The organism is Streptomyces sp. NPDC059003, assembly GCF_042740445.1.
In the GTDB taxonomy this organism is placed as follows: Bacteria; Actinomycetota; Actinomycetes; order Streptomycetales; family Streptomycetaceae; genus Streptomyces.
Genome location: NZ_JBHYJH010000001.1, coordinates 93,758 through 118,023 on the forward strand (window position 1 = coordinate 93,758; position 24,266 = coordinate 118,023).

The following is a 24,266-nucleotide window of genomic DNA, read 5'->3' on the forward strand; positions in this document are numbered from 1 at the left end:
GAAGATCCCAGAACAGATATTCGGGACCAACACCCCACCTCCCGAAGGGATGTGTCCGTGCTCAGCGCCAGGATCACCAACGCCCGCGTCGTCACGATGGACCCGGCCCGCCCCACCGCCCGCGAACTCGGCATCTGGCAGGGCCGCGTCGTGGGCCTCGACGACGACGTGGCGGGACTCGGGGCGCGACGCGTCATCGACCTCGGCGGCGCGACGGTCCTGCCGGGGTTCATCGACAGCCATGTGCACCTGATCTGGGCGGGCCTCAAGGCGCAGGCGCCCAGTGTCGCGCCCAGCAGACGCGTCGACGACATCCTCAAGGCCGTGGCCGACGCCGTGGCGGCCAGACCGGCCGGGAGCTGGGTGACCCTCGGCGGGTACGACCAGCGGGCGCTCGACCGGCCACTGACCGCCAAGGAACTGGACGCGGTGAGCGCGGGCCGCAAGGTGTACCTCGGTCATGTGTCGGGGCACGCGTGCCTGGTGAACACGGCGGTCCTCGACCTGCTGCCGCCCCACATCAACGCGGTGTCCGACGGCTTTCTCGCGGAGGACGACATGGGCGCGGTCCTGCGCCTGCGCCCGCCGCACACCCTCACCGAACTCGCCGACGCCATCGCGCACTCCGCGCGCGTGTGCCGCTCCGAAGGCATCACGGCGTGCGCCGAAGCGGGCATCGGCAGCGAGCTGTTCGCGCACAGCCCCATCGAGGGCGCGGCGTTCCAGCTCGCCCACGAGTCGGGCAGGCTACCGGTGCGGGTGCAGCTGATGGTGGCGGCCGACGCGCTGCGCCCGGTCGACGCCGCCGACGAGGACACCACGGAGCGCGCCTTCGGCGTCGGTCTGCGCACGGGCTTCGGCGAAGGACGCCTCTCGATCGGCGCCCTGAAGGTCTTCACGGACGGCGGCATGATGGCGCGCACGGCCGCGCTCACCGAGCCGTACGTGGGCAGCGATGCGGCCGGGCAGCTCCAGACCGACCGCCAGTCCCTCAAGGAGACCATCGTCGAGGGCCACCGCGCGGGCTGGCAGCTCGCCGTCCACGCCATCGGCGACCGCGCCGTCGACGTCGCCCTCGACGCCCTGGAGACGGCGCAGCGCGTCCACCCGCGCCCCGACGCCCGCCACCGCGTCGAACACGCGGGCCTGGTCCGCCCCGACCAGCTGCCCCGCTTCGCCGCCCTGAACGCCACCGCCGTCGTCCAGCCCAGCTTCCTGCGCCACTTCGGCGACGACTACGCCGCGATCATGGGCCCCGAGCGCGCCCCCTGGATGTACCGGGGCCGCGGCTTCCTCGACCACGGCGTCCGCCTCGCGGGCAGCTCCGACCGTCCCGTGGCCGACGGCGCACCCCTGCGCGCCATCCAGTTCATGGTCGAACGCGCCTCCGCGTCCGGCGCCCTCATCGGCCCGAAGGAGGCCGTCACCGTCGAGGAGGCCCTGCGCGCGTACACCGCGGACGCCGCGTACGCCTGCCACTGGGAGGACAGCGCGGGCACCCTCACCCCCGGCAAGCGCGCCGACCTCGTCGTCCTGGGCGACGACCCGACCCGCGTGGACCCGTCACGCATCGGCGACATCGAGGTGGTCGACACGTTCGTCGAGGGGGAGCAGAACGAGGACGCCGCCACCGCGTGATCCGCCGCCACAAGGCACCCCGGCGCGGGCACGGCGACCTCCGCCCCGACGACGGGTCCTGCCCCTCCGCATCCGTACGCGGCGCACGTTTCGGCGGCGCCGCCCGCGGGGTCGGGGCCCTCGGCGTCCGGGTCGAGTCCAGCGGACCGGTCGCCGTGCCGATCGGTACTACCGAGCCTGGGACCGCTTCCGGCGGGATCACGGGCAAGAGCCGACCGGTGGCCAACTGTCGGCCGCTCTCGCCGCGCAGCACCAGTTGAGCCCCGATAGGCGGACCCCGGCACCCTGACCCGACGGCGACCGCGGCGTCACGTCAGGTCGAACCGCCCCTCCCGGGCCCCGTGCACGAACGCGCCCCACTCCGCAGGCGTGAAGATCAGGGACGGGCTCTCGGGGCGTCCGCTGTTGCGCATCGCGATGAAGCCCTCGACGAAGGCGATCTGCACGTCTCCGCGACCGTCGCTGCTCGACCGCCATTCCGCGGTGCTGAGGTCCAGGTCCGGCTTGTCCCAGCCCGTGAGCGGATGCTGCTGAGTGATGGTGCTGTCGGCCACGTCCGTGCTCCTCCCAGTGCGTCGTCCGCCGCCAGCCTAGCTTTCACCCCCGGCGGCGCACAGGCCGCGGCGCGAGGAGGGATACGGGTGGGGCGCCCGGGGCCCGTCACGACACGGGCGGCTCGGATCCGACCAGCCACATGGCGAAGAACTGCGAGCCGCCGCCGTAGGCGTGCCCAAGTGCCCTGCGTACGCCGTCGACTTGGTGCTCGCCCGCCTGCCCCCGCACCTGGAGCGCGGCCTCGGCGAAGCGGATCATGCCGGAGGCGCCGATGGGGTTGGCCGACAGGACGCCGCCCGACATGTTCACCGGAAGGTCACCGTCCAGTTCCGTCACGCCGGACTCGGTGAGCTTCCAGCCCTCGCCCTCGGCGGCGAAGCCGAGGTTCTCCAGCCACATGGGCTCGTACCAGGAGAACGGCACGTACATCTCGACGGCGTCGATCTCCCGGCGCGGGTCCGCGATGCCCGCCTGCCGGTAGACGTCCGCCGCGCAGTCCTTGCCTGCCTGGGGTGACACGAAGTCCTTGCCCGCGAACAGGGTGGGTTCGCTGCGCATCGCCCCGCCGTGCATCCAGGCGGGCGGGCGCGGCGCGCGGTCGGCGCCGTCGCGGTCGGTGAGCACCATCGCGCAGGCGCCGTCGGACGACGGGCAGGTCTCGGAGTAGCGGATCGGGTCCCACAGCATCGGGGAGGCCTGCACCTTCTCCAGGGTGAGGTCGTGCTCGTGCAGGTGCGCGTAGGGGTTCTTCAAGGCGTTGCGGCGGTCCTTGTACGCGACGAGCGAGCCGACGGTGTCGGGGGCCCCGGCGCGCCGCATGTAGGCGCGTACGTGCGGCGCGAAGAAGCCGCCCGCGCCCGCGAGCAGCGGCGGCTGGAACGGGACGGGCAGCGAGAGCCCCCACATCGCGTTGGACTCCGACTGCTTCTCGAAGGCGAGCGTGAGCACCGTGCGCTGGACCCGGCTCGCGACAAGGCTCGCGGCGACCAGCGCCGTGGAGCCGCCGACCGACCCCGCGGTGTGCACCCGGAGGATCGGCTTGCCGATGGCGCCGAGCGCGTCGGCGAGGTACAGCTCGGGCATCATGACGCCCTCGAAGAAGTCGGGCGCCTTGCCGATGACGACGGCGTCGATGTCGGACCAGGTCAGCTCGGCGTCGCTCAGGGCCCGCCCGGCGGCCTCGCGCACCAGGCCCGCGATCGACACGTCGCGCCGGGCGGCGACGTGCTTCGTCTGGCCGATCCCGACGACGGCCACGGGCTCCTTGGGCATCACAGGTCTCCTTCCAGGACGGCGACCAGGTTCTGCTGGAGGCAGGGCCCGGAGGTGGCGTGGGCGAGGGCCCGGTCACAGGCGCCGCGGTGGATGCGGGCGGCGGCCTCGCCGAGCCGGATGAGTCCCGCGGCCATGACGGGGTTGGCGGCGAGCGCGCCGCCCGACGGGTTGACGGTGACGCCCGCGCCGAGCCGCAGCGCCTTGCGCAGGACGACTTCCTGGGAGGTGAACGGGGCGTGCAGCTCGGCCGTGTCGACGGGCCGCTCGAAGGCCCCGGCCCGCTCTGCCGCGAGCCGGGTCGACGGCGAGTCCGTCAGGTCCCGCACACCCAGCGCGTGGGCCTCGACGCGGTGGTCGATGCCGCGGATCCAGGCGGGCCGCCCGCACAGGTCGCGGGCCCGTTCCCCGGCCGCGAGGACCACAGCGGCCGCCCCGTCGCCGACCGGCGGGCAGTCGCCGGTCCGCAAGGGGCGTACGGCGTACTCCCCCTGGGGAACCGCACCCGCGAGCTGTGCGTGGGAGTTGGCGCTCGCGGCGGCGCGGCTGCGGGCGGCGACGCCGGCGAGCGCGGGCTCGTCCGTCTCGCCCGCGTCGATGAGCGCCTGTGCCTGGAGCGCGGCGAGCGCCACGGAATCCGGCCACAGTGGCGCCACGTAGTACGGGTCGAGCTGCCGGCTCAGGACGTCCCGCACCGAGCCGGGCGACGACTTGCCGTACGCGTACACCAGCGCGGTGTCGGCGTCGCCGGTCTGGAGCTTCACCCACGCCTCGTACAGCGCCCACGCGCCGTCCATCTCGACGTGCGACTCGGAGATCGGCGGCCAGGCGCCGACGCCGTCGAGGGCCATCGTGAACGAGAAGGCGCGCCCCGCGAGATAGTCCGAGGAGCCGGAGCAGGTGAAGCCGATGTCTCCGGCGCGCAGGCCCGTCCGCGCGAGCACGTCGTGCAGCACCGGCAGGAGCATCTCGACCTCGGAGGTCTCGTCGGTGGTGCGCAGGTGGTCGGTCTGCGCGAAGGCGACGACCGCCACGTCCCTGAGGGCCCGCATCACACCAGCTCCTTGTACGTGTCGTAGTCCGCGTCGGGCTCGCCGGTGGGCCGGTAGTGGTCGGGGTGGCGGGCGCCCTCGGTCCACACGGGTTCGACGCGCAGGCCCATGCGGACCTGGTCGTAGGGGATGCCCGCGATGCGGCCGTGCAGGGCGAGGTCGGCGCCGTCGAGGGCGATGTGCGCGTAGACGTACGGCACCTCGATGTCCAGGTTCTTCGCCTTGATGTTGACCACGCAGTAGGTGGTGACGGTGCCGCGCGGGCCGACCTCGACCTGCTCGGACGTGGCGACGCCGCAGGTCGGGCAGGCGCCGCGCGGCGGCACGTACACCTTGCGGCAGGCCGGGCAGCGCTCGCCGACGGTCCTGTGTCCGGCGAGGGCGTCGAGGTACGCCGACTGGGCGCGGCCGGGGCTGTAGGTGTAGTCGAGCCGGGCGGGCGCGACGATGCCGGTCACCATGTCGGCGAACTGCCCTTCGTGTGCGTGGACTTCGGGGGCGTCGGCGCCGTCGTACGGTTCGAAGCAGGCGATGTCGGTGATGGCGCCGGTGCGTTCGGCGGCCCAGCGGGCGCGGACGCGCAGGCCGGTGCGGACCGCCTCGGGGCCGGGGGCGTCCAGGGCGTGCAGCAGGGCGGTGTCGGCGCCGTCGAGCCGGACGAGGACCCAGGCGAACGGCGTGTCCAGGGGCTGGCCGCGGCGCGGGGCGTGGTTCCAGGCCCAGGTGGTGACGGTGCCGGTGGCGCCGACTTCGACGAGGTCGCGGAGCTCGTCGGCGGTGACGGGGTCGTACTCGACGGGCGGGACGAGGACCTTTCCGTCGCTCGTCCGCACGCCGAGGACGGTGCGCTCGCGCAGGCCGGTGAGGAAGGCGCTCTGCACCGGGCCGAGGGAGCGGGTGAAGGGGAACTCGACGACCAGGGGGGCGGTGCGGACTTCGGGCACGGTGCACTCTCCTCGGGCTCGGTCGCGCCGGTGGGCACGCGGGTTCAGGCGCGCCGGTAGACGGGGGGTCGCTTCTCGGCGAAGGCGCGCGCGCCTTCCTTGGCGTCGGCGGTGTCGAACACGGGCCAGCCGCGCTTGAGTTCGGCCGCGAGCCCGTCGGCCTCGGTCAGGTCGGCGGTCTCGTACACGGACGCCTTCACGGCCTCGACGGCGAGCGGGCCGCAGGCGTTGATCCGCTCGGCGATGGCGAGGGCCCGCTCCAGGGCGGTGCCGTCGGGGACGACATGGCCGATGAGCCCGATGTCGGCGGCTTCCCGCGCCGCGTAGGGGCGGCCGGTGAGCAGCATCTCCAGGGCGTGGGTGCGCGGGATCTGCCGTGGCAGGCGCACGGTCGAGCCGCCGATGGGGAACAGGCCGCGCCGGACCTCGAAGAGCCCGAAGGTCGCGGACTCCCCCGCGACGCGGATGTCCGTGCCCTGAAGGATCTCCGTGCCGCCGGCCACGCAGGGGCCCTCGACGGCGGCGAGCACGGGTTTGCGCGGCCGGTGGTGGCGCAGCATGGCCTTCCAGTGCAGGTCGGGGTCGGCCTTGAGGCGGTCCCGGTACTCCTCGCCCGCCATGCCCCGGCCCGCGAGCGCCTTCAGGTCCATGCCCGCGCAGAACGCGCCGCCCGCGCCGGTGAGCACGATCGAGCGCACCGCGTCGTCCGCGTCGGCGGCCACCCAGCCGTCGTACAGGCCCACGAGCATCGGCAGCGAGAGCGCGTTCCTGGCCTCGGGCCGGTTCAGCGTGAGCACCAGTGTGGCGCCTTCGCGCTGTACGGAGAGATGTTCCGTGCCACCCACAGTCGTCCTCCCGTCTTCAGACCTGGAACAGGTTGCAGGACGCCGCGTGCCACTTCAATACTCTTCTGACAGTCAGTCAGATTTCTGCTGCGCGGGCCCTTCCCCCTTGCGGCCGCCTCTGCTCTGCTGACCCCCACGAGACGGCGCCGGGGTCAGGAGGAGCGGTGGAGTACAACCTTGCCGACCTGTTCGAGTCAGTCGTCGACGTGGTGCCGGACCGCGAGGCGCTCGTGTACCTCGACCACCCCGGCACGGGCGCGGAGCGCCGCCTCACCTACGCCGAGCTCGACGCGGCCGCGAACCGCGTCGCGCACCACCTGATCGACAGCGGCCTGAAGCCCGGCGAGCACCTCGGCCTGCACCTGTACAACGGCGTCGAGTACCTCCAGACGGTCCTCGCCTGCCTCAAGGCCCGGCTGGTCCCCGTCAACGTCAACTACCGCTACGTGGAGGACGAGCTCGCGTACCTCTACCGGGACGCGGATCTCGCGGCGCTCGTCTTCGGCGCGGAGTTCGGCGAGCGCGTGGCCGCCGCCCTTCCTCGTGCGGAGAAGCTGCGCCATCTGATACGGGTGGGCTCCGGCGGGGCGGGAACGGGGCCCGACGCGGTGGCGTTCGCTGACGCGGAGGCGTCCGGCTCGCCCGGGCGCGGCTTCGGCGAGCGGTCGGCGGACGACCTCTTCATCATCTACACGGGCGGCACGACCGGCCTGCCCAAGGGGGTGATGTGGCGTCAGGAGGACCTGTTCTTCTCGGGGCTCGGCGGCGGCGCGCCGACGGGTGAGCCGGTGACGCGGCCCGAGGAGCTGGCGGAACGGGTGGCGGCCGGGGGCGACGGCCTCACGTTCTTCCCCACCCCGCCCCTGATGCACGGCACCTCGACGCTCACCGCGTTCATCTGCTTCCACTTCGGCCAACGCCTCGTCATCCACCGCAAGTTCGCGCCCGAGGACGTGCTCCGCACCATCGAGCAGGAGAAGGTCTCCAGCATGTCGCTGGTGGGCGACGCGATGCTGCGCCCCCTCATCGACGCGCTGAACGGCCCTCTCCAGGGCACGGACCTGTCGTCCCTGTTCAGCGTGTCGTCGTCCGGCGCGATCATGTCGGACACGGTCCGCGCCCAGTTCACGGCCCTCGCGCCGCACGTGCTGCTCCTGAACAACTTCGGCTCGTCCGAGTCCGGCTTCAACGGCACCGCGACGGACGACTCGGGCCCGCGGCGCGGCTTCCGCATCCGCGTCAACGCCCGCACCCAGGTGGTGGACCCGGCCACGTACGAGCCGGTCCGCCCCGGCGAACCGGGCCGGATCGCCCAGCGCGGCCATGTGCCGCTCGGCTACTACAACGACCCGAAGAAGACGGCCGAGACCTTCTTCCAGCGCGGCGACGAGCGCTGGGTGCTGCTGGGCGACATGGCCACGGTCGACGAGGACGGCATCGTGACGGTCCTCGGGCGCGGCTCCCAGTGCATCAACACGGGCGGCGAGAAGGTCTACCCGGAGGAGGTCGAGCAGGCCCTCAAGTCGCACCCGGACGTGTACGACGCGCTGGTCGCCGGGGTGCCGGACGAGCGCTGGGGCAACCGGGTCGCGGCGGTCGTCCAACTCCGCGACGGCGCGGGGACGCTGGACCTGCCCGCCCTCCAGTCCCACTGCCGCCCCCACCTGGCCGGCTACAAGATCCCCCGCTCGGTCGTGTTCACGGAGCACATCCAGCGCTCGCCCAGCGGCAAGGCGGACTACCGCTGGGCGCGGGCGGTCGCGGCGGAGGGCTGAGGCCCGGGGAGGCCGGGAGATCCGTCAGGGTTCAGCCGCACACCGACCGCACGGCACGCACGAGGGCCGGCGCGTGGAGCGCGTCCAGGCGCTGCTCGTGCCGTACGTGGACGACGGCCGCGGTGAGGGTGCCGGAGCAGTGCGGGGCGCCGCGCGCCGGGGCCGACGCCGCGATGGCGCGGACGAGGTCGCCGTTGATGCGGTTGATCACCTCGCGCACCCGGCCCAGGTCGGGGCGCTCGGTGGGGGCCGTCGACGGGTCGGCGTCCCACCTGCGGTGCAGGGCCCGCTGCACGACCTTGTTCGCCTCGATCTGGTCGCGGAAGATCCGCACGGTCGCCTCGGGGTCGCCGCCCGCCTCCCGCGCGAGCCGCGCCACGGTGTCCAGGACCTGCTGCTCCCGTGCCGGGTCGTCGATCGGGCTGCCCGTGCCGTACTTGGCCGCGGCCACGAGGTCGGCGGTGGCGAGACGCTCCGCCGACAGGGCCGCGACGGCGTGGAGCCGGGCGTACGGTCGCGGGTGTGCGTACGGCGCTTCGTGTGCGTACGGTCGTGGGTGGGCGAAGGACGCCGCAGGGGTGCGCGCGGGCCGGGGAGTCGACGCGGCGGCCAGGGGCGTGCCGCCTGCGACGAGGGCCGCGGCGGCACCGCAGGCGACGAGCAGGCGTCCGACGGGTGAAGTGAGGCGCACGGCGGTCTCCCGGATTCCGTTGGCCGGTGGGAAGTTGACGGGTTCGTTCCGCCCCGGTCGCCGACCATCGTACGATCTTGGCCGTCACCACAACCGAAAGGCCCCGCGGTGAGCCAGTACTTCGACCTCGGCGACGAGACGCTGTGGAACCCGTCCACCGGGGCCGCGCGGCTCTTCCTGCGCCAGGTCGCGGTGTTCGAGGCGGAGCTCGACCTCCCGTCGGGCATCGGCCCGATGGAGCACGACGAGTGCCAGCTCGACCCGGCCGTCTTCACCACGTTCGTCAACGCCCTGCTCGCCCACCACCGCCGCAGCCACCACGCCGTCGTCGTGGCCCTGTCGGAGGGCTTCGTCGCCACGGTGCTCGCGCTCGCGGGGCGCGCGGGCGTCGCGGTGGACTGGGCGTCGGCGCGGGAGGACGAGGCGTGGGCGGAGCGCCTACGGGAACGGGCGGGCGAGCTCGACCGCTACATGGCGCGCTGACCGTTGCCCGCCAGGAGCGCCAGGTCGATGAGCCGGTTCGAGTAGCCCCATTCGTTGTCGTACCAGCCGACGACCTTGACCTGGCCGCCGAGCACGCGCGTGAGCTCGGCGTCGAAGACGCAGGACGCCGGGTCGCCCGCGATGTCGGTGCTGACGATCGGCGCCTCGGTGTACGAAAGCAGGCCCTTGTACGCCCCGGCGGCGGCCTGTGCGTACGCCTCGTTGATCTCCCGCACGGTGGTGCGGCGGCTCGTGGTGACGGTCAGGTCGGTGACCGAGCCGGTGGGGACGGGCACGCGCAGGGCGAACGCGTCCAGGCGGCCCTGGAGTTCGGGCAGGACCAGGCCGATGGCCTTGGCGGCGCCGCTGGAGGTGGGCGTGATGTTGAGGGCGGCGGCGCGGGCGCGGCGCAGGTCCTTGTGCGGGGCGTCCTGGAGGTTCTGGTCCTGGGTGTAGGCGTGGACGGTGGTCATCATGCCGGATTCGATGCCGACGGCGTCGTGCAGCACCTTCGCCAGGACGGCGAGGCAGTTGGTGGTGCACGAGGCGTTGGAGATGATCGTGTGCCGCGCCGGGTCGTACGCGTCCTCGTTGACGCCGAGCACGATCGTGACGTCCTCGCCGGTGGCCGGGGCGGCGATGACGACCTTCTTCGCGCCGCCGTCGACGTGCGCGCGGGCCCGGGCGGCGTCGGTGAAGATCCCCGTCGACTCGATGACCACGTCGACGCCCAGGTCTCCCCACGGCAGGGCCGCGGGGTCCCGCTCGGCCAGGACCTTGACGGTGGCGTCCCCGGCCCGGATCTCGCCGGGCCCGGCGGTGACCTCGCCGGGGAAGCGGCCCAGGATCGAGTCGTGGGCCAGCAGATGGGCCATGGTCGCCACGTCACCGAGGTCGTTGACGGCGACGATCTCCAGGTCCTCGCCGCGGGCGGCGGCCGCGCGGAAGACGTTGCGGCCGATGCGGCCGAAGCCGTTGATGCCGATACGCACAGTCATGGGTCCCTCTCCTCGCTCCGACAGGGCGTGGCATGCGGCGCCCGCCCCGAACAGCATAAGCACCTTATATAAGTAGCGCGATATATTTCTGCCGTGGACGACGAGACACAGCACGACGAGACGCAGCACCACGAGACGCAGCACCACGAGACACAGCACGACGGCGCGGCGCCGGGCGGGGGCGGCCTGGACGTCGACGCCTTCACCGCGGCGCTCGAGAACTTCAACCGCTTCTACATCCGGCTGCCGACGCTGGAGAAGCTGCCCTTCACGACCCTGTCGGTGCTCGACACGCTCGCGTTCGGCGGCAGCCCGAAGCGTCTTTCCGAGCTCACCAGGACGGAACAGATCACCCAGCCCGCCATCACGCAGCTGGTCACCCGCCTCGAACGCGACGGCCTCGTCGAGCGCCGCCCCGACCCCAGCGACGGCCGCGCCGTCCTGGTCCACATCACCGAGGCGGGCCGCCGCATCGGCCGCTCCCGCCACGACGACCGCACCCGGCACCTGGTCCCGCTCGTCGCCCAACTGACGCCCGAGGAACAGCAGTCCATCGCGGCGGCGCTGCCCGCGCTGACGCGCCTCGCGGAGCTGGGGCGGGCACGGTAGCGCGCGGCCCAGGCTTGGCCTGCCCCCCTGTCGCGATATAGCGTTAGTTCTCAAGGCGTGCCGCCGGCCGCATCGCGTGACGACGTTCGACAGGACCAGGACGGAAGCATGGCAGGACAGAGCGCACCCATGGGGCAGAGCTCCGGCCCCGGCCCGACGCCCGAGTTGCGGGCCTCTCATGCGGACCGGGACCGGGTGGTGGACGTGTTGAGCGTCGCGGCCGGGGACGGCCTGCTGACCGCGGACGAGTTGGACGAGCGCCTGGAAGCGGCCCTGACGGCGCGAACGCTCAGCGAACTGGCCGTGCTCACTGCCGACCTGCCGCCCGCGCCGGCCTCGGCCAAAGCGGCGGAGGCCAAGGACGTGCTGCGGATCGAGCAGAGCTTCGCCGCGGTCGAGCGTGTGGGGTACTGGGTGGTGCCGCGGAAGCTGGAGCTCGCGGTGACGTGGTGCGATGTGACGCTCGACTTCACCCACGCGGAGATCACGCAGGACACGCTGCGGGTCGAGGTGAACATGTGCGGCAAGGACCTGACGCTGATCACGAGGCCGGGCATCGTGGTCGACGTCGACGCCCTGCGCCTTGACTACAGCAGGACGAAGATCCTTCAGACACCTGCCCCCGGCACGCCCGTCGCGCTGCGCGTGGAGCTGGTCGGCCAGAAGAGCTTCGGCCGTGTCGTGGTGCGGCCCTCACGGCGCACGTTCGGGCAGTGGCTGCTGCGCAAGCCCCCGGCCCTGCCCGCCGGCGGCTGACCGCACCGGAGCGAGGCCGGGGCGCGCCCGCGTCGCCTTCGGGTCAGCTCGCCGCGTCGCCTTCCGGCCGGCTCACCGCCTGACCTTCAAGTGAGGCTCGCCGCTTCGCCGCGGGCGAGGTGCGCGGCCGGTGTGTCCTGCGCGCACGACGCCTCCTGGCCCCGGCGGAGCCTGCGTCGCTCGACGGTGTCGTAGATCGGTGAGTCGGACGCCATCCAGTACGCGTCGGCCAGCGTCGCGAAGCCGATGGTGGGCGTCAACGGTGCGGGGGGCTGCGGTCTGCTCCATGCCACGACCAACGGTCCGGGCACCCGGTGTGTGATGGCCCGTGACCCGCCCGTCATCCAACTGACGTCAACACGCGTTCACTTCAGGGCGAACCCGCCGGACATGACGCCCCGGCCGTCACACGGGCCGCACCACGCCCGTCTCCCACGCCCACGCCGCGATCTCCACCCGGTTGCGGACCGCCAGCTTGGTCTGGACGGACACCAGATGGGTCTTGACCGTCGACAGGGAGATGTACAGCTCCTCGGCGATCTCCTGGTTGGTCCGGCCCCGCGCCACCAGGCGGACGACCTCCAGCTCCCGGTCCGACAACGGCGTGGCGGGGCCCGCGGCCTCCCCCGTGCCCGGGCCGAGGCGTTGCAGCAGGCGCAGCGTCACGGCCGGGGAGACCAGGGCGTCGCCGCGGGCGGCCGCCCGCACCGCCTCCACGAGGAGCGCGGACCCGCCGTCCTTGAGCAGGAAGCCGAGGGCGCCCGCGCGCAGCGCCCCGTACAGGTAGTCGTCCTGGTCGAAGGTGGTGACCACGACGACCGGCAGGGGGTCCGTGGCCTGAGGTCCGGCCAGGAGCCGGGTGACCTCGATGCCGTCGAGCTTCGGCATGCGGATGTCCACCAGGCAGACGTCGGGGCGGAGCCGCCGCGCCAGTTCCACGCAGGCGGCTCCGTCCGCGGCCTCGCCCACGACCTCCAGGTCGGCCTGGGCGTCCAGGATCAGCCGGAAGCCGGTGCGGACCATCTCCTGGTCGTCGGCGATCAGTACCCGTGTCGTGCCGGTCATGGGCTTGATCCTGCCAGGCCGTGCGCGTCCGGCGCCGCGAGGACCGGGAAGCGGGCGGTGACGCGCCAGCCGTCCTCGTCCGTGGGGCCCGCGGTGAAGGAGCCGCCGACGGCCTCGGCGCGTTCGCGGAGCCCGATCAGGCCGAAGCCGCCGCGTCCGCCGGGCGGGGCGGCCCTGCGCGGCGGCGGGCCGTTGACGACCTCCACCACGAGGTGGGCGCGCTCCAGGCGCAGGGACACGTCCACTTCTGCCGTGCCCGGCGCGTGCCGGGTGACGTTGGTGAGCGCCTCCTGGACGACCCGCTGGACGGACGTCCGCACCTCCGGGGCGAGCCGTGCTGCGCGCGCGTCGGCGGTGGCGCGCAGCCGGGCGGGGGTGCCGCCGCCTTCGCCGCCTTCGCCGCCTTCACGACCTTCGCTCCCTTCACGGCCTTCGCTGCCTTCGCGTTCGTACGCGGGGACGTCGCGTCCGTACGCGGCCACCAACTCGCCCAGTTCGGGCAGGAGATCACCGTGGCGCACCGCCGTCGTGTCCTCCTCCCGCAGGACGCGCACCAGGCGCCGCATCGAGTCGAGCGTCTCGGTGCCGGCGCGCTCGATGGACCGCAGCAGCGGCTCCACCTGGTCGGGGGCGCTGTCGCGCACGGCGAGGGCGGCCTGCGCCTGGACCACGATGCCGGTGACGTGGTGGGCGACGAAGTCGTGCAGGTCCCGGGCCAGTTCGCGGCGTTCCGCATCCCGTACGGCCGCCACCGCGCGCGTACGCCGGTCGTCCAAGGACCGCAGATACGCCCCGAGCCCACCGGCGCCGCCCGCCGCCAGGGTGAGCAGCAGGGCGAAGCCGCTGTCGTCGCCGTACCGCAGGCGCAGCGGCAGGGCCATCACGGCGGCCGCGAGGGCCAGGCTCAGCGCGACCGCCGGTGCGGCGGGCGCCGCGCGGGCGGTGCGGGCCAGGAGCACGAGCAGGGCCGCCGTCTCCATGAGGCCCCAGCTGCCGGTGACCGCGGTGCCGGGTCCCGCGAGCAGCGCGGTGACGCCGATCGAGAGCGCCGCCGCCACCGCCGCCCTGCCCTGGACCGGCACGCGCGGCCACGGCGACAGGGCGACGGCGGTGACCGCGGTCTCGCAGGCGAGCACGGGCCAGATGCCCTCCGGCCGGTCGCTCACCAGGTCGACGGCCCCGAGCAGGGCGAGCGCGGCCACCGCCGCCAGACGCCCCGCCCACCGGGCGCGGCGCAAGCCGCGCGGACTGATCTTCACGCCCCCGACAGTAGGCACGCTCCTCACCGTAGGCACGCCCGCGACCGGAGCAACGCACGCCGCCCACCGGCACCGGCCAAACGGTCGACTGCCGCGACCGGTCACCGGCCGTTCTGCCCCGCGACGTCCGGGGGCAGGTCGCCCTTGACGGTCGTGACCCGCTTCTCGGGCGTGGCGAGATCGGTCAGATAGCGCACCACGGTGTCCCGCTCCGCTCCCCGGGAGAAGAGCTTCATGCCGTGGCCCCAGCCGTCGACCTCGACCAGGCGGGCGTTCTTGCCGAGGCGGTCGGCGACGGCACGGGCCCAGGCCAGGGGGGTGGCGTTGTCGTGGCGGGCGTTGATCAGGAGGAGCGGGGTCTTGGTGGCGACGCGCTCGGCCCTGCCCGCGTCCGGGGACGGCTCGACGCCGAAGCCGGAGCAGAGGTTCAGGTACTGCACGGCGTTCGGGGAGTAGCCGAGGTGCGGGGCGGCGCTCCGGGACCGCGCGGCGAGCGCGGCGTACTCGTCGTAGCTGCTCCGCATCCGGAAGTCCGCGCAGACGGCCATGTCGGCGAAGTCCTGACGCTTGGCCGGCGCCTGCTCCTCTGCGGCGTCCTCCTTCCACTCCTGGCCCGCGTCCAGCGTCTTCAGGTACAGGGCGAGGGCGGACCAGGACGGGGTGAGGAGCATCCCGTCGATCTCCGCGTTGAGCCGGACCAGGTCGACGGGACGGCCGGAGTCGCCGCTCCGGGGCAGGGTGCCCGCCTTGGCCTTGGCGGCCACCCGCTCGTACACCGCCCACGCGTCCTTGCCGCCGAGCGCGCACGACCTGTCCTTGGCGCACCACCGGGCGAACTCCGCGAAGGAGCCCTCCAGGGACTTCGCGGACTGGGCGGCGAAGTCCGCGCGGGAGATCCGGGGGTTCATGACGCCGTCGAGCACGGCCGCCCGGACGCGCTCGCCGTACAGGGCCGCGTACCGCTGTCCGTAGACCGTGCCGTAGGAGTGGCCGTACAGGGAGAGCCGCTTCTCGCCGATGGCGATCCGGATGGCCTCCATGTCGCGGGCGACGCTGGTCGCGTCGAGGTGCTTGAGCAGCTTCGCGGTGGCGGGCGACGCGCCCGCGCAGTCCTTGCCGAGAGCGGCGGACGCGTCGGTGATCTGCCGGAATCCGGCGGCGTCGGACGCCTGCGTCTTGAGGGCGACCGCGGTCTTCTCCGCGAGCGCGGTCGAGCACTTCACCGCGCCGCTGCCGCCGACGCCCCGAGGGTCGAAGCTGACGACGTCGAAGCGCCGCTCAAGGCCGCCCCACTCGGGCGAGCCGGAGACGGTCTCGACGCCCGACATGCCGGGGCCGCCCGGCATGAACAGCAGGGTACCGACGCGCCGCTGCGGGTCGGCGGCCTTGCGCCGGACGACCGCGACGTCGAGCTTGTCGCCGTCCGGGGCGTTCCAGTCGACGGGCACGCGGACGGTGCCGCACTCCGCCCCCGCGGGCGCCCCCTCGGCCGCCCGGCACGCCTTCCAGGACACGGGGGCCGCCGAGACGGAAGGGGCCGCCGACTCCGTTCGTACACCGGTGTCCGGGGAACATGCCACCGCCGTAGCGGCCGTGGCCGCGAGCGCCGTCGCCGCGACGAGCTTCCTCATCCGAGTCGCCTTCCTTGTCCTGGGGGCCATGGGGCCGCTGCGGCCCTCGGGGCCACTGTTGACCACCAGGACAAGCCTGGCCGGGGCCCGCCGCCGCGGGCCTCGGCCGATCGGTGGGAAAGGAGGGCCGCGCCTCGTCCGAAGGGTTGAGTGCCGCGGGCGCGCCGGACCCTGCGAGACTGTGCGGATGATCATCCGACTTGCCCGGGAACAGGACTTCCCCGGTTTCCTCGCGCTGGCGGCCGAGGTGGAGCACTGGTTCGGCCCCATGGTCGAGGAGCCCGGTTTCCACCGCGCCGTGCAGGAGCACATCAGCGGGTCGATGGCCCTGGTGGCCGCCGCGCCGGAGGGCCGTCTGCTCGGCGGTCTGCTGTTCGGCACGGAGGACCCCGCCCCGCACGCGGGCACGGGCACGGGCGCCGCGACGTACCACGTCCACTGGCTCGTCGTCGGGGAGGAGGCACGCGGCCAGGGCGTCGGGAACGCGCTGATGTCGGACGCCCTGACCAGGTTCGTACGGGGCCCGGGCACGATCGAGGTGATCACCTTCGGCGCCGACCACCCCGGTGCCGTGACCAGCGGGGCGCGCGACTTCTACGAACGGCTCGGGTTCACCCCGTGCGAGGCGGCCGAGCCCGGGCCGGAGGGCGGCTCACGGCAGGTCTACCGCCGGGCCGCCGTGTGAGCCAAGACGTCACGTGACCCGGGCCGCCGCGTGGCCCGGGTCACCGCCCGGTGCGGCGCGTGCCGTCAGCCGCGCAGCCGGGAGCGCAGGAGCTCCTTGCCGAGGTCCGCGCCCTTGCGGCTGTCGGCCTGTGCCTTGCGGAACAGCTCCGCGACCTCGGTGTCCTTGTCGCGTTCCGCGTCCTGGACGTAGGTCTCGAGGCGCAGGGCGTTGCTCAGGCACGCCTCGACGTACCAGATGAGGTTGTAGTCCTTGTCCTGCGTGCCGGTGACGCTGCCGCTCTCCGTGCTCCTGTCCATGGGCACCTCCGTAGTCTCCGCAGTCATTCGCTGTTTCCCTCGTGACGTGCCTCCGAGGCGCCTGGCGGGTACCCGGGGAGTCCCGGCGCACACGACTTCGGGGTCGGCGGGTGGCGGCGGTCACCGCCGATGTCCCGCGCGCCGTCAGCAGATGGCGTAGGCAGCAAGGACACCTCGTACGAGACCCTTGCCAGAAGCCATGAAACCTTGAATTACTGACCCCGACACAAGATCGGCCGAAGGCTCGGTCGCCCGGCATGGACGGGGGTATCTCCACATGGCGCGTACACCGGCACTTCTGGACGCCGCGGAGCGGCTCGGTCGTGCGGAGCTCAAAGCGCTGCAGCTCGAGCGCCTCCAGGACACCTTGCTCCACGCGTACGAGAACGTGCCCTTCTACCGGGCGGCGTTCGACGCGGCGGGGCTCACCCCCGACGACTGTCATACGCTCGCCGACCTCGCCCGCTTCCCGTTCACGACGAAGGCGGACCTGCGCGCCAACTATCCCTTCGGGATGTTCGCCGTGGAGCAGTCGGAGCTGCGGCGCCTGCACGCGTCGAGCGGGACCACGGGGCGCCCCACCGTCGTCGGCTACACCGAGCAGGACCTGTCGATGTGGGCGGACGTCGTCGCCCGCTCCATCCGGGCGGCGGGCGGGCGGCCCGGGTACAAGGTCCATGTGGCGTACGGGTACGGCCTGTTCACGGGCGGGCTCGGCGCGCACTACGGCGCGGAGCGGCTCGGCTGCACGGTGATCCCCGCGTCCGGGGGCATGACCGCGCGGCAGGTGCAGCTCATCCTGGACTTCCGCCCCGAGATCATCATGGTGACGCCCTCGTACATGCTGACGCTCCTGGAGGAGTTCGAGCGGCAGGGCGTCGACCCGCGCACCACCTCGCTCCAGGTGGGCATCTTCGGCGCGGAGCCGTGGACGGAGAAGATGCGCGACGAGATCGAGGAGCGGTTCGCGATCGACGCGGTCGACATATACGGGCTCTCGGAGGTGATCGGCCCGGGGGTCGCCCAGGAGTGCGTGGAGACCAAGGACGGGCTGCACGTCTGGGAGGACCACTTCTACCCGGAGGTGGTGGACCCCATCACGGGCGAGGCGCTGCCGGACGGCGAGCACGGCGAGCTGGTCTTCACCTCGCTCACCAAGGAGGCCATGCCCGTCATCCGCTACCGCACCCGCGACCTGACCCGTCTCCTTCCCGGCACGGCGCGGGTGTTCCGGCGCATGGAGAAGGTCACGGGCCGCTGTGACGACATGGTGAACCTGCGCGGTGTGAACCTCTTCCCCACCCAGATCGAGGAGATCGTCCTGCGCACACCGGGGCTCGCCCCGCACTTCCAGCTGCGCCTGACGAAGGAGGGCCGCATGGACGCCCTCACCGTGCGGGTCGAGTCCCGCGCGGACACCCCACCCGGGCGCCGTGACGCCGCCGCGCGCGAGATCGTGTCGGCGGTCAAGGACGGCATCGGCGTCACGGTCGCCGTCGAGGTCGTCGACCCGGAGACGATCGAGCGGTCCGTGGGGAAGTTCAAGCGGATCGTGGACCTGCGGGGCGAGGGGGCCTGACGCATTCCACGTTCCGCGTTCCGCGTTCCGCGTTCCGCAGGAACGGTCAGTCGGACCGTGGGTCGGAGGAACCGGCGCCGGGGAAGTCCGGGCTCGTGAAGTCGGGGCGCACCAAGTCCGGGCGCGGGACGTCCGGGCGCGTGAAGTCCGGTGCGGAGTAGTGCGGGTACGGCCGCCGCGTGCCCGGCGCGGGAGGGTCGGCGAGCGCCTCCTCCAGGAACGGCAGGAAGCCACGCTCCAGCAGGGCGGTCCGCCAGGCTTCCCTGGCCCGTGCGACGTCGTCGTCGAGCCCGCGCCCGCGGTCCTGGCCGGTCCTGGCCGCTCCCCTCCTGTGCGGCACCCCCCAGCGCGCGGCGCCGACCAGCAGGCCGACCAGGGCGACGAGGGCCGCGGCTGCCGCGATCGCGCCGACCACCCACCCGGCGCCGACCATCGACTGCGCCGTCGAGGGCGCGAGGCCGAGCCCCTTCAGGACGTACCCGAAGACCAGGCAGACGGCCGCGGTCGCTCCGGTGAAGGCCAGCGCGAGGACCCCGACCACCGCCGCCACTCCGGCCTCCTCCCTCGGGCCGGCCGCCCGCCCGCGCCCCGCCGCCGCGGCACGGCGCGGTGCGGCCTCACGGGCGCCGACGCCCAGGACCGCGGCGAGGAGGCGACGCCAGAAGGGCAGCCGACGCAGCCGGTTCCGGCTCCGGGTACGGGTCCGGTCCGCCGGGCCGACGCGGGGCTCTACGCCCAGTACGGCCCTCCGGACGCGCCGGCCGGACCCGTCCGCGCGCGGTCCCGGTCGTACCTCGGCGGCCGGTTCCCGACGACGGGGAGCGCCGAGGAGCGCGACCTCGCGCGCCTGCTCACGGAGCAGCACGAAGTCCTGGTACTCGGCCGCCGCCGCCCCCGTGATCAACGCGAGGGCGTTGAGCGCCATGGTGCGCAGCTGTTCCCGGTTCAGCCGCGTTCCCGTCGTTCCCCGTCCGGGCCGCCCCTCCACGGAGCGCAGCGCCTCGTCGAGGATCCGCTCGTACTCGTGGCGGTCCTCGGTCAGCAGGTGGGCGCTGTTCACTGGGTGCCCTCCTCACCTACGGCCGGTCGTCGCGGCAGCCGTCGCGCGCCGCGGCCCGGTCCGGGCGCGGGGTCGGCGGGCCTGCCGTTCGGCTGCGGCTCCCGCGCGGGGTCGTCGGGCGGCAGGCCGAGGGTGCGTACGTCGGCGATCGCGGGCCGGGCGGGGGCCGGCTGCGGGAGCTGCGCCGGAGGGGGTGGCGTCGCGTCCGCGGTCTGCGAGCCGCCGGTGACGGCGTCGCTCACCGACTGGATGCGGCCGAGCTGGGTGAGCAGCAGGGGCGCCGAGATCCCGACGACGAGGGCGGCGTACGCGCCGCTGATCTGCCCCGTCGTCCCGAAGAGCACGGCGGCGCCCGCGCCCATCACGCTGTGCACGCCCGCCGCGATGGGGTCGGCAACGGGGTCGAAGTGATCCTGGAACCGGGGTGCCGGGCCCGCCTGTTCGGCGGAGAGCTGCCGGTGGAGGCGGCGGTCCGTCTGCCAGTCCACGAAGCGCGTGTAGACGTCGAGGACACCGCGCAGCAGACCGCCCGCCGCCCCCAGCAGAACCAACGTCCACACATCCACGATTGCCCCCGGTAGCACGGCCGCGCCGGATCCGGGCGCCCGAGCACCGCACGAGCGTAGGGCCCGACGCGAGCTGGAGGGAAGGCCCACATCCGGCAGGAGACGGCGTTCAGCACCGAACCAGGGCCGCGTTCAGCCCCGAACCAGCCGCCTTCAGACCCGGACCAGCCGCCTTCAGACCCGAACCAGGAACGCACGGACCGCACCCGCAAAGCCCTCCGGGTCGGCCTCGTGCACGCTGTGCCCGGCGTCCAGCTCGACGAGCTGGACGTTCGGCCGCCGCGCGGCCATGGCCCTGGCCTGCCCGGCGCCGAGCACACGGCTGCGGAGGCCCCGCACGAGCAGGGCCGGACAGTCGCTCGCGAGCCAGTCCCGCCAGTGGTCGCCGTTCAGCCGACGCTGGGAGGCGACCATGTCCTCGGGCCGGAAGGCGAGCCCCCAGCCGTCGGCGTATTCCCGCACCGCACCGATGACATGCGGGCCGGACGCGCCGAGGGCACGCAGGAGGGCGGCGCGGGTGGGTGTCCGGCGGGGCCACGCAAGGGCGAAGGACAGGTCGCCGTCGGGTGCGGCGACGCTGTCCTCGATGACCAGGGCGCGTACGAGGTCCGGGTGCCATGCGGCCAGTTGGTAGGCGTTGACGCCGCCGAGGGAGTGCCCGAGGACGACGGCGTCGGTCACGCCCAGATGGGCCAGGAGCGCGGCGATGTCGTCGACGTATCCCCGCCGCGTGTAGTCGTCGGACCGGTCCGAGCGTCCGTGCCCGCGCTGGTCGGGCGCGATGACGCGCCACTCGCCCGCGAGTGCCGCGGCCAGGGGCGCGAAGGTCCTGCCGTCGCCGAAGTGGCCGTGCAGCGCCAGCAGGGCCGGGCCCGGGCCGCCGAAGTCGAGGTAGGACAGGCGGCGTCCGGCCAGGGTGAGGGCGGCGCGGGTCGGCTCGGGGCCGGATGAGGGGAGCCGCGAGCTCATGTCACGCGTCGCGGAAGCGGTCGCGGAGTTCTCTCTTGAGGATCTTGCCGCTGGCGTTGCGGGGCAGTGACTCGACGAAGACGACCCGCTTCGGGGCCTTGAAGGCGGCGAGGCGTTCGCGGGTGTGGGTGATGAGGTCGGCCTCCGTGACGTCCTGGGAGGGGACGACGACGGCGGTCACGGCCTCGATCCAGCGGGCGTCGGGCAGGCCGATCACCGCGGCCTCGGCGACCGCCGGGTGCTCGTACAGGGCGTCCTCGACCTGGCGCGACGCCACCAGCACTCCCCCGGAGTTGATGACGTCCTTCACGCGGTCGACGACGGTGAAGTAGCCCTCGGCGTCGCGCACGGCGAGGTCGCCGGAGTGGAACCAGCCGCCACGGAACGCCTCGGCGGTCTCCTCCGGCTTGTCCCAGTAGCCCTCGCACAACTGCGGTGAGCGGTAGACGACTTCGCCCTGCGTGCCGTCGGGCACCTCCTTGCCCGACTCGTCGACGACCCGCGCCTCGACGAAGAGCACCGGCCGCCCGCACGAGTCCATCCGCCCCTCGTGCTCGTCGGGACCGAGGACGGTGGCGAGCGGGCCGATCTCGCTCTGCCCGAAGCAGTTGTAGAAGGCGAGCCCCGGCAGCCGTGACCGCAGCCGCTCCAGGACCGGCACCGGCATGATCGACGCGCCGTAGTAGGCCTTGCGCAGCCCGCTCAGGTCCCGCGTGGCGAACTCCGGATGGTTGGCCAGGCCGATCCACACGGTCGGCGGCGCGAAGAGGCTGTCCGCGCGGCCCGCCGACACCAGGTCGAAGATCCGGTCGGCGGCGGGCGCGTCGAGGATCGTGTTCTCGGCACCGACGGCCAGGTACGGCAGCAGGAACACATGCATCTGCGCGGAGTGGTAGAGCGGCAGCGAGTGCAGCGGCCGGTCCGACGCGCGCAGGTCGAGGGCGTGCAGCGCGCTGACGTACTCGTGGACGAGGGCGCGGTGGGTCATCATCGCGCCCTTGGGCAGGGCGGTGGTGCCGGAGGTGTAGAGGAGCTGGACGAGGTCGTCCGCGCCCGGCTCCTCGCCGTCGTACGGGGCCGCCGCGGCCAGCCGCGACAGGAGCGAGTCGTCCGCGTCCCGCAGCGCCAACGCCCGGACGCCGTCCGGGAGTCGCCCCGCGATGTCGGGGTCCGCGAGGACGAGCGCGCTGCCGGACTGGCGGACGATGTACGCCAGGTCGGCGCCGGTGAGGTTCTGGTTGACCGGCACGTGGACGAGGCCCGCGCGGGCGCAGGCGAGGAAACCGATGAGGTAGGCGTCCGAGTTGTGGGCGTACGCGCCGACGCGGTCGCCCCGGGCCGTCCCCGCCTCGCGCAGGACGCGCGCCGCGCGTGACACCGCGTCGTCCAGTGCGGCGTACGTCCAGGAGCGGTCGCCGTAGCGCAGGGCGGTGTGGTCCGGTGTGCGGCGCGCGCTGCGCCTGAGGACCGCGTCGACCGTGTTGCCGCGTACATCCGTCATGGCGGTGATCCTGCGGTGCGCGCCGCACGCGGTCAAGAGCCGTGCCACCTCCCGGACCAGGGTGCTCACCCAGGCTGTACACGACGCCAGCCCCCGCCGCTTTCCGGCCACCGCCCCCAGCACACCCCCGGACAAGCCACATACCGCTTGGTACGCTCCAACGGCCCCTGCTCTCGCGCCACTTGGGAGTGGGCGCAGGCCGCCGACCAGGTGTGCACCCTCGCGGAGGGCATCGTCACCGTGCGCGGCGAGCGGTCGCGGTACTTCGGGCCCGACGGCGACCCGGGCGGCGACCTGTCGTCGGCGAAGACCAACCTCTCGAGCGATCTGTACTTCCGCGGCGTACGCGACGCGCGCACCGTCGAGCGGCTGATCGAGCAGCCCGCGCCCCGCGGTCCGAGCCACGCGTCGAAGGAGCTCATGCGCGGCTTCGCCGCGGGCTACAACGCCTGGCTGAAGAAGAACCGCATCACGGACCCGGCGTGCAGGAACGCCGACTGGGTACGCCCGGTGTCGACGCTCGACCAGGCGCGGCTCGGCTACGCGATCTCCGTGCTCGGCGGGCAGGGGCGCGGCATCGACGGCATCACCGGCGCACGGCCACCGGCTCCGGGGCCGGCTCGGGGGGACTCCGGCGCACGCGAGTCCGCCGGTCCGGCGGGCGCCGCCACTGCGGCCCGCACCGCCACAGCGACACGCACCGCCGCGGCGGCCCGCGCGATGTTCTCGCCGGACAACGCCGACATGGGCTCCAACGTCGTCGCCTTCCGCGGCACCACCACGGCCAACGGCCGCGGCCTGCTGCTCGGCAACCCCCACTACCCGTGGCACGGCGGCCGCCGCTTCTGGCAGTCGCAGCAGACCATCCCGGGCGAGCTGAACGTCTCGGGCGGCTCGCTGCTCGGCACCCCCGTGATCAACGTCGGCTTCAACAGCGACGTGGCGTGGAGCCACACGGTCGCGACCGGCGTCCCGTTCAATCTGCACGAGCTGACCCTGGACCCGGCCGACCCGACGACGTACCTCGTCGACGGCAAGCGCGAGCGGATGACCCGGCGGACAGTGACAGTGCCGGTCATGGGCGACGCCCCGGTGACCCGCACCCAGTGGTGGACGCGCTACGGCCCGGTCATCACCTCGTTCGGCAGGCAGCTCACCCTGCCCTGGACCGCGCGGACGGCGTACGCCATCAACGACCCGAACGCCGCGAACCTGCGCGCCGCCGACACCGATCTCGCCTCCTCCCGGGCCCGTTCCACCAAGGGCGTCGTGCGCGCGCTGCGCGAGACCCAGGGCCTGCCGTGGGTCAACACCGTCGCCGCCGACCGGAACGGGCACACGCTGTACACCCAGTCGCAGGTCCTGCCCCGCATCACCGACGACCTGGCCGCGCGCTGCTCCACGGCGCTCGGCAAGCTCACCTACCCTGCGGCGGGCGTGGCGGTCCTGGACGGCGCGCGCGGCGACTGCGCCCTCGGCTCGGACAAGGACGCCGTGCAGCCGGGCATCCACGGTCCGGCGCGCATGCCCACGCTCAAAGACGCGCCGTACGCGGAGAACTCCAAGACCATGATCAAGGCATGATTATTGCGCGGCTTTGACGTGTAAGCAGCAGGTCAGGTCGGGTGCGGGCATGACCGGGTGCTTGCTGGTCCTCGAAGAGTGTGAGCTGCTTGGCCCATCAGACGGGCTCTGCTCGTCGGTCCGGAACGCCTCGCACGCACCGATGGTCCGGGTCGCACTTGGCCTGTGACTCCTCCGGCATAGGCCTCCGGCTCCGATCTCCTTTCTGTCTCCGGTACTCAATCCCGACTCGAGGCCAGCATGCGTACCGACGCAGCCCAGCACTGGAAGGTCCGCCCGGCTGGTGAGCATCGTCGACGAGGAAGGAGTTCCCCACAGCGCGTTCAAGGCGGTGTGGGAGCGGGCGGTCCCACACGCCGGCTACAAGCCGACCTGGCCCGATCCACTGTGGCCGCGTCGCGGCGGCGGGCGCCGATCGCAGGCTCCCTGGCCACCACAGCGGGAATCCGC

Annotated in this window: 23 protein-coding genes and 1 pseudogene; 8 read left to right on the top strand and 16 right to left on the bottom strand. The window is 73.3% G+C overall.

The features are described 5' to 3' along the window. Window positions 1-57 precede the first annotated feature (57 nt). Window positions 58-1,638, top strand: coding sequence for an amidohydrolase (locus tag ACFWZ5_RS00435; RefSeq protein ID WP_384786866.1), 1,581 nt, complete (start codon window positions 58-60; stop codon window positions 1,636-1,638). A gap of 308 nt (window positions 1,639-1,946) precedes the next feature. Here ACFWZ5_RS00435 and ACFWZ5_RS00440 read toward each other — a convergent pair whose 3' ends face one another. The 5 genes from ACFWZ5_RS00440 to ACFWZ5_RS00460 form a co-directional block, all read right to left on the bottom strand. Beyond that, on the bottom strand, window positions 1,947-2,192 hold the full coding sequence (locus ACFWZ5_RS00440) for a DUF397 domain-containing protein (RefSeq protein WP_384786869.1): 246 nt from the start codon (window positions 2,190-2,192) through the stop codon (window positions 1,947-1,949). Window positions 2,193-2,298: 106 nt separating this feature from the next. After that, window positions 2,299-3,465, bottom strand: a complete 1,167-nt coding sequence (locus tag ACFWZ5_RS00445; RefSeq protein WP_384786872.1) for a thiolase domain-containing protein — start codon at window positions 3,463-3,465, stop codon at window positions 2,299-2,301. After that, entirely contained in the window at window positions 3,465-4,517 is a 1,053-nt protein-coding gene (locus ACFWZ5_RS00450) for a thiolase domain-containing protein (protein ID WP_384786875.1), read from the bottom strand. Before ACFWZ5_RS00450 ends, ACFWZ5_RS00445 begins: the two co-directional genes overlap by 1 nt. Further along, a complete protein-coding gene (locus ACFWZ5_RS00455) occupies window positions 4,517-5,461 on the bottom strand; it encodes a Zn-ribbon domain-containing OB-fold protein (RefSeq protein WP_384786878.1) in 945 nt (314 codons plus the stop codon). Before ACFWZ5_RS00455 ends, ACFWZ5_RS00450 begins: the two co-directional genes overlap by 1 nt. Before the next feature lie 44 nt (window positions 5,462-5,505). After that, window positions 5,506-6,306: a crotonase/enoyl-CoA hydratase family protein gene (locus ACFWZ5_RS00460; protein WP_384786881.1), complete on the bottom strand. Its 801-nt coding sequence runs from the start codon at window positions 6,304-6,306 to the stop codon at window positions 5,506-5,508. Window positions 6,307-6,470: 164 nt separating this feature from the next. On the opposite strand from ACFWZ5_RS00460, the gene ACFWZ5_RS00465 reads away from it, so the two are divergent. Beyond that, window positions 6,471-8,081, top strand: coding sequence for an acyl-CoA synthetase (locus ACFWZ5_RS00465; RefSeq protein ID WP_384786884.1), 1,611 nt, complete (start codon window positions 6,471-6,473; stop codon window positions 8,079-8,081). Window positions 8,082-8,112: 31 nt separating this feature from the next. Here the strand turns inward: ACFWZ5_RS00465 and ACFWZ5_RS00470 are convergent, their stop codons facing one another. Then, entirely contained in the window at window positions 8,113-8,772 is a 660-nt protein-coding gene (locus ACFWZ5_RS00470; RefSeq protein ID WP_384786887.1) for a chorismate mutase, read from the bottom strand. Window positions 8,773-8,880: 108 nt separating this feature from the next. Here ACFWZ5_RS00470 and ACFWZ5_RS00475 point away from each other — a divergent pair, with 108 nt between their 5' ends. Beyond that, entirely contained in the window at window positions 8,881-9,255 is a 375-nt protein-coding gene (locus ACFWZ5_RS00475; protein ID WP_384786890.1) for a DUF6086 family protein, read from the top strand. Here the strand turns inward: ACFWZ5_RS00475 and gap are convergent. Beyond that, on the bottom strand, window positions 9,240-10,253 hold the full coding sequence (gap, locus tag ACFWZ5_RS00480; RefSeq protein WP_384786893.1) for a type I glyceraldehyde-3-phosphate dehydrogenase: 1,014 nt from the start codon (window positions 10,251-10,253) through the stop codon (window positions 9,240-9,242). The two genes, ACFWZ5_RS00475 and gap, sit on opposite strands and share 16 nt — an antisense overlap. 93 nt (window positions 10,254-10,346) lie before the next feature. Here gap and ACFWZ5_RS00485 point away from each other — a divergent pair, with 93 nt between their 5' ends. Together ACFWZ5_RS00485 and ACFWZ5_RS00490 are read left to right on the top strand one after the other, a co-directional pair. Continuing rightward, a complete protein-coding gene (locus ACFWZ5_RS00485) occupies window positions 10,347-10,862 on the top strand; it encodes a MarR family winged helix-turn-helix transcriptional regulator (RefSeq protein ID WP_384786896.1) in 516 nt (171 codons plus the stop codon). Between the two features lie 108 nt (window positions 10,863-10,970). Continuing rightward, the gene (locus ACFWZ5_RS00490; protein ID WP_384786899.1) at window positions 10,971-11,618 is read left to right on the top strand and encodes a DUF1707 domain-containing protein; all 648 of its coding nucleotides are present in this window, start codon (window positions 10,971-10,973) and stop codon (window positions 11,616-11,618) included. An 86-nt stretch (window positions 11,619-11,704) separates the two neighbouring features. On the opposite strand, the gene ACFWZ5_RS00495 is transcribed toward ACFWZ5_RS00490, so the two are convergent. The 4 genes from ACFWZ5_RS00495 to ACFWZ5_RS00510 form a co-directional block, all read right to left on the bottom strand. Continuing rightward, window positions 11,705-11,929, bottom strand: coding sequence for a hypothetical protein (locus tag ACFWZ5_RS00495; protein ID WP_384890050.1), 225 nt, complete (start codon window positions 11,927-11,929; stop codon window positions 11,705-11,707). A gap of 94 nt (window positions 11,930-12,023) precedes the next feature. Beyond that, on the bottom strand, window positions 12,024-12,683 hold the full coding sequence (locus tag ACFWZ5_RS00500; RefSeq protein WP_384786905.1) for a response regulator: 660 nt from the start codon (window positions 12,681-12,683) through the stop codon (window positions 12,024-12,026). Continuing rightward, window positions 12,680-13,960, bottom strand: a complete 1,281-nt coding sequence (locus tag ACFWZ5_RS00505; RefSeq protein WP_384786908.1) for a sensor histidine kinase — start codon at window positions 13,958-13,960, stop codon at window positions 12,680-12,682. The genes ACFWZ5_RS00500 and ACFWZ5_RS00505 overlap by 4 nt, the downstream gene beginning before the upstream one ends. A gap of 83 nt (window positions 13,961-14,043) precedes the next feature. Next, window positions 14,044-15,573, bottom strand: a complete 1,530-nt coding sequence (locus tag ACFWZ5_RS00510) for an alpha/beta fold hydrolase (protein WP_384786911.1) — start codon at window positions 15,571-15,573, stop codon at window positions 14,044-14,046. A 187-nt stretch (window positions 15,574-15,760) separates the two neighbouring features. Here ACFWZ5_RS00510 and ACFWZ5_RS00515 point away from each other — a divergent pair, with 187 nt between their 5' ends. Next, on the top strand, window positions 15,761-16,258 hold the full coding sequence (locus ACFWZ5_RS00515) for a GNAT family N-acetyltransferase (RefSeq protein WP_384786914.1): 498 nt from the start codon (window positions 15,761-15,763) through the stop codon (window positions 16,256-16,258). Window positions 16,259-16,323: 65 nt separating this feature from the next. On the opposite strand, the gene ACFWZ5_RS00520 is transcribed toward ACFWZ5_RS00515, so the two are convergent. Then, window positions 16,324-16,557: a hypothetical protein gene (locus ACFWZ5_RS00520; RefSeq protein WP_384786917.1), complete on the bottom strand. Its 234-nt coding sequence runs from the start codon at window positions 16,555-16,557 to the stop codon at window positions 16,324-16,326. A gap of 277 nt (window positions 16,558-16,834) precedes the next feature. Between ACFWZ5_RS00520 and paaK the strand changes: the two genes are divergently transcribed. After that, window positions 16,835-18,136: a phenylacetate--CoA ligase PaaK gene (paaK, locus tag ACFWZ5_RS00525; protein WP_384786919.1), complete on the top strand. Its 1,302-nt coding sequence runs from the start codon at window positions 16,835-16,837 to the stop codon at window positions 18,134-18,136. 46 nt (window positions 18,137-18,182) lie between these two features. Here the strand turns inward: paaK and ACFWZ5_RS00530 are convergent, their stop codons facing one another. The 4 genes from ACFWZ5_RS00530 to ACFWZ5_RS00545 form a co-directional block, all read right to left on the bottom strand. Further along, entirely contained in the window at window positions 18,183-19,196 is a 1,014-nt protein-coding gene (locus ACFWZ5_RS00530) for a hypothetical protein (protein WP_384786922.1), read from the bottom strand. After that, window positions 19,193-19,762: a hypothetical protein gene (locus ACFWZ5_RS00535; protein ID WP_384786925.1), complete on the bottom strand. Its 570-nt coding sequence runs from the start codon at window positions 19,760-19,762 to the stop codon at window positions 19,193-19,195. The genes ACFWZ5_RS00530 and ACFWZ5_RS00535 overlap by 4 nt, the downstream gene beginning before the upstream one ends. 174 nt (window positions 19,763-19,936) lie before the next feature. Beyond that, window positions 19,937-20,731, bottom strand: a complete 795-nt coding sequence (locus ACFWZ5_RS00540; RefSeq protein ID WP_384786928.1) for an alpha/beta fold hydrolase — start codon at window positions 20,729-20,731, stop codon at window positions 19,937-19,939. A gap of 1 nt (window position 20,732) precedes the next feature. Continuing rightward, window positions 20,733-22,232 (bottom strand): acyl-CoA synthetase, encoded by a 1,500-nt coding sequence (locus tag ACFWZ5_RS00545; protein ID WP_384786931.1) that lies wholly within the window; start codon window positions 22,230-22,232, stop codon window positions 20,733-20,735. A gap of 189 nt (window positions 22,233-22,421) precedes the next feature. Between ACFWZ5_RS00545 and ACFWZ5_RS00550 the strand changes: the two are divergent. Further along, window positions 22,422-23,795: pseudogene (locus ACFWZ5_RS00550) on the top strand (penicillin acylase family protein); the annotation flags it as partial. Between the last annotated feature and the right edge of the window lie 471 nt (window positions 23,796-24,266).

Coding starts and splice junctions, on each gene's coding strand:
- ACFWZ5_RS00445 (WP_384786872.1), bottom strand. CDS start 3,465: ATGCCCAAGGAGCCCGTGGCCGTCGTCGGGATCGGCCAGACGAAGCAC.
- ACFWZ5_RS00450 (WP_384786875.1), bottom strand. CDS start 4,517: ATGCGGGCCCTCAGGGACGTGGCGGTCGTCGCCTTCGCGCAGACCGAC.
- gap (WP_384786893.1), bottom strand. CDS start 10,253: ATGACTGTGCGTATCGGCATCAACGGCTTCGGCCGCATCGGCCGCAAC.
- ACFWZ5_RS00490 (WP_384786899.1), top strand. CDS start 10,971: ATGGCAGGACAGAGCGCACCCATGGGGCAGAGCTCCGGCCCCGGCCCG.
- ACFWZ5_RS00500 (WP_384786905.1), bottom strand. CDS start 12,683: ATGACCGGCACGACACGGGTACTGATCGCCGACGACCAGGAGATGGTC.
- ACFWZ5_RS00510 (WP_384786911.1), bottom strand. CDS start 15,573: ATGAGGAAGCTCGTCGCGGCGACGGCGCTCGCGGCCACGGCCGCTACG.
- ACFWZ5_RS00515 (WP_384786914.1), top strand. CDS start 15,761: ATGATCATCCGACTTGCCCGGGAACAGGACTTCCCCGGTTTCCTCGCG.
- ACFWZ5_RS00520 (WP_384786917.1), bottom strand. CDS start 16,557: ATGGACAGGAGCACGGAGAGCGGCAGCGTCACCGGCACGCAGGACAAG.
- paaK (WP_384786919.1), top strand. CDS start 16,835: ATGGCGCGTACACCGGCACTTCTGGACGCCGCGGAGCGGCTCGGTCGT.
- ACFWZ5_RS00540 (WP_384786928.1), bottom strand. CDS start 20,731: ATGAGCTCGCGGCTCCCCTCATCCGGCCCCGAGCCGACCCGCGCCGCC.
- ACFWZ5_RS00545 (WP_384786931.1), bottom strand. CDS start 22,232: ATGACGGATGTACGCGGCAACACGGTCGACGCGGTCCTCAGGCGCAGC.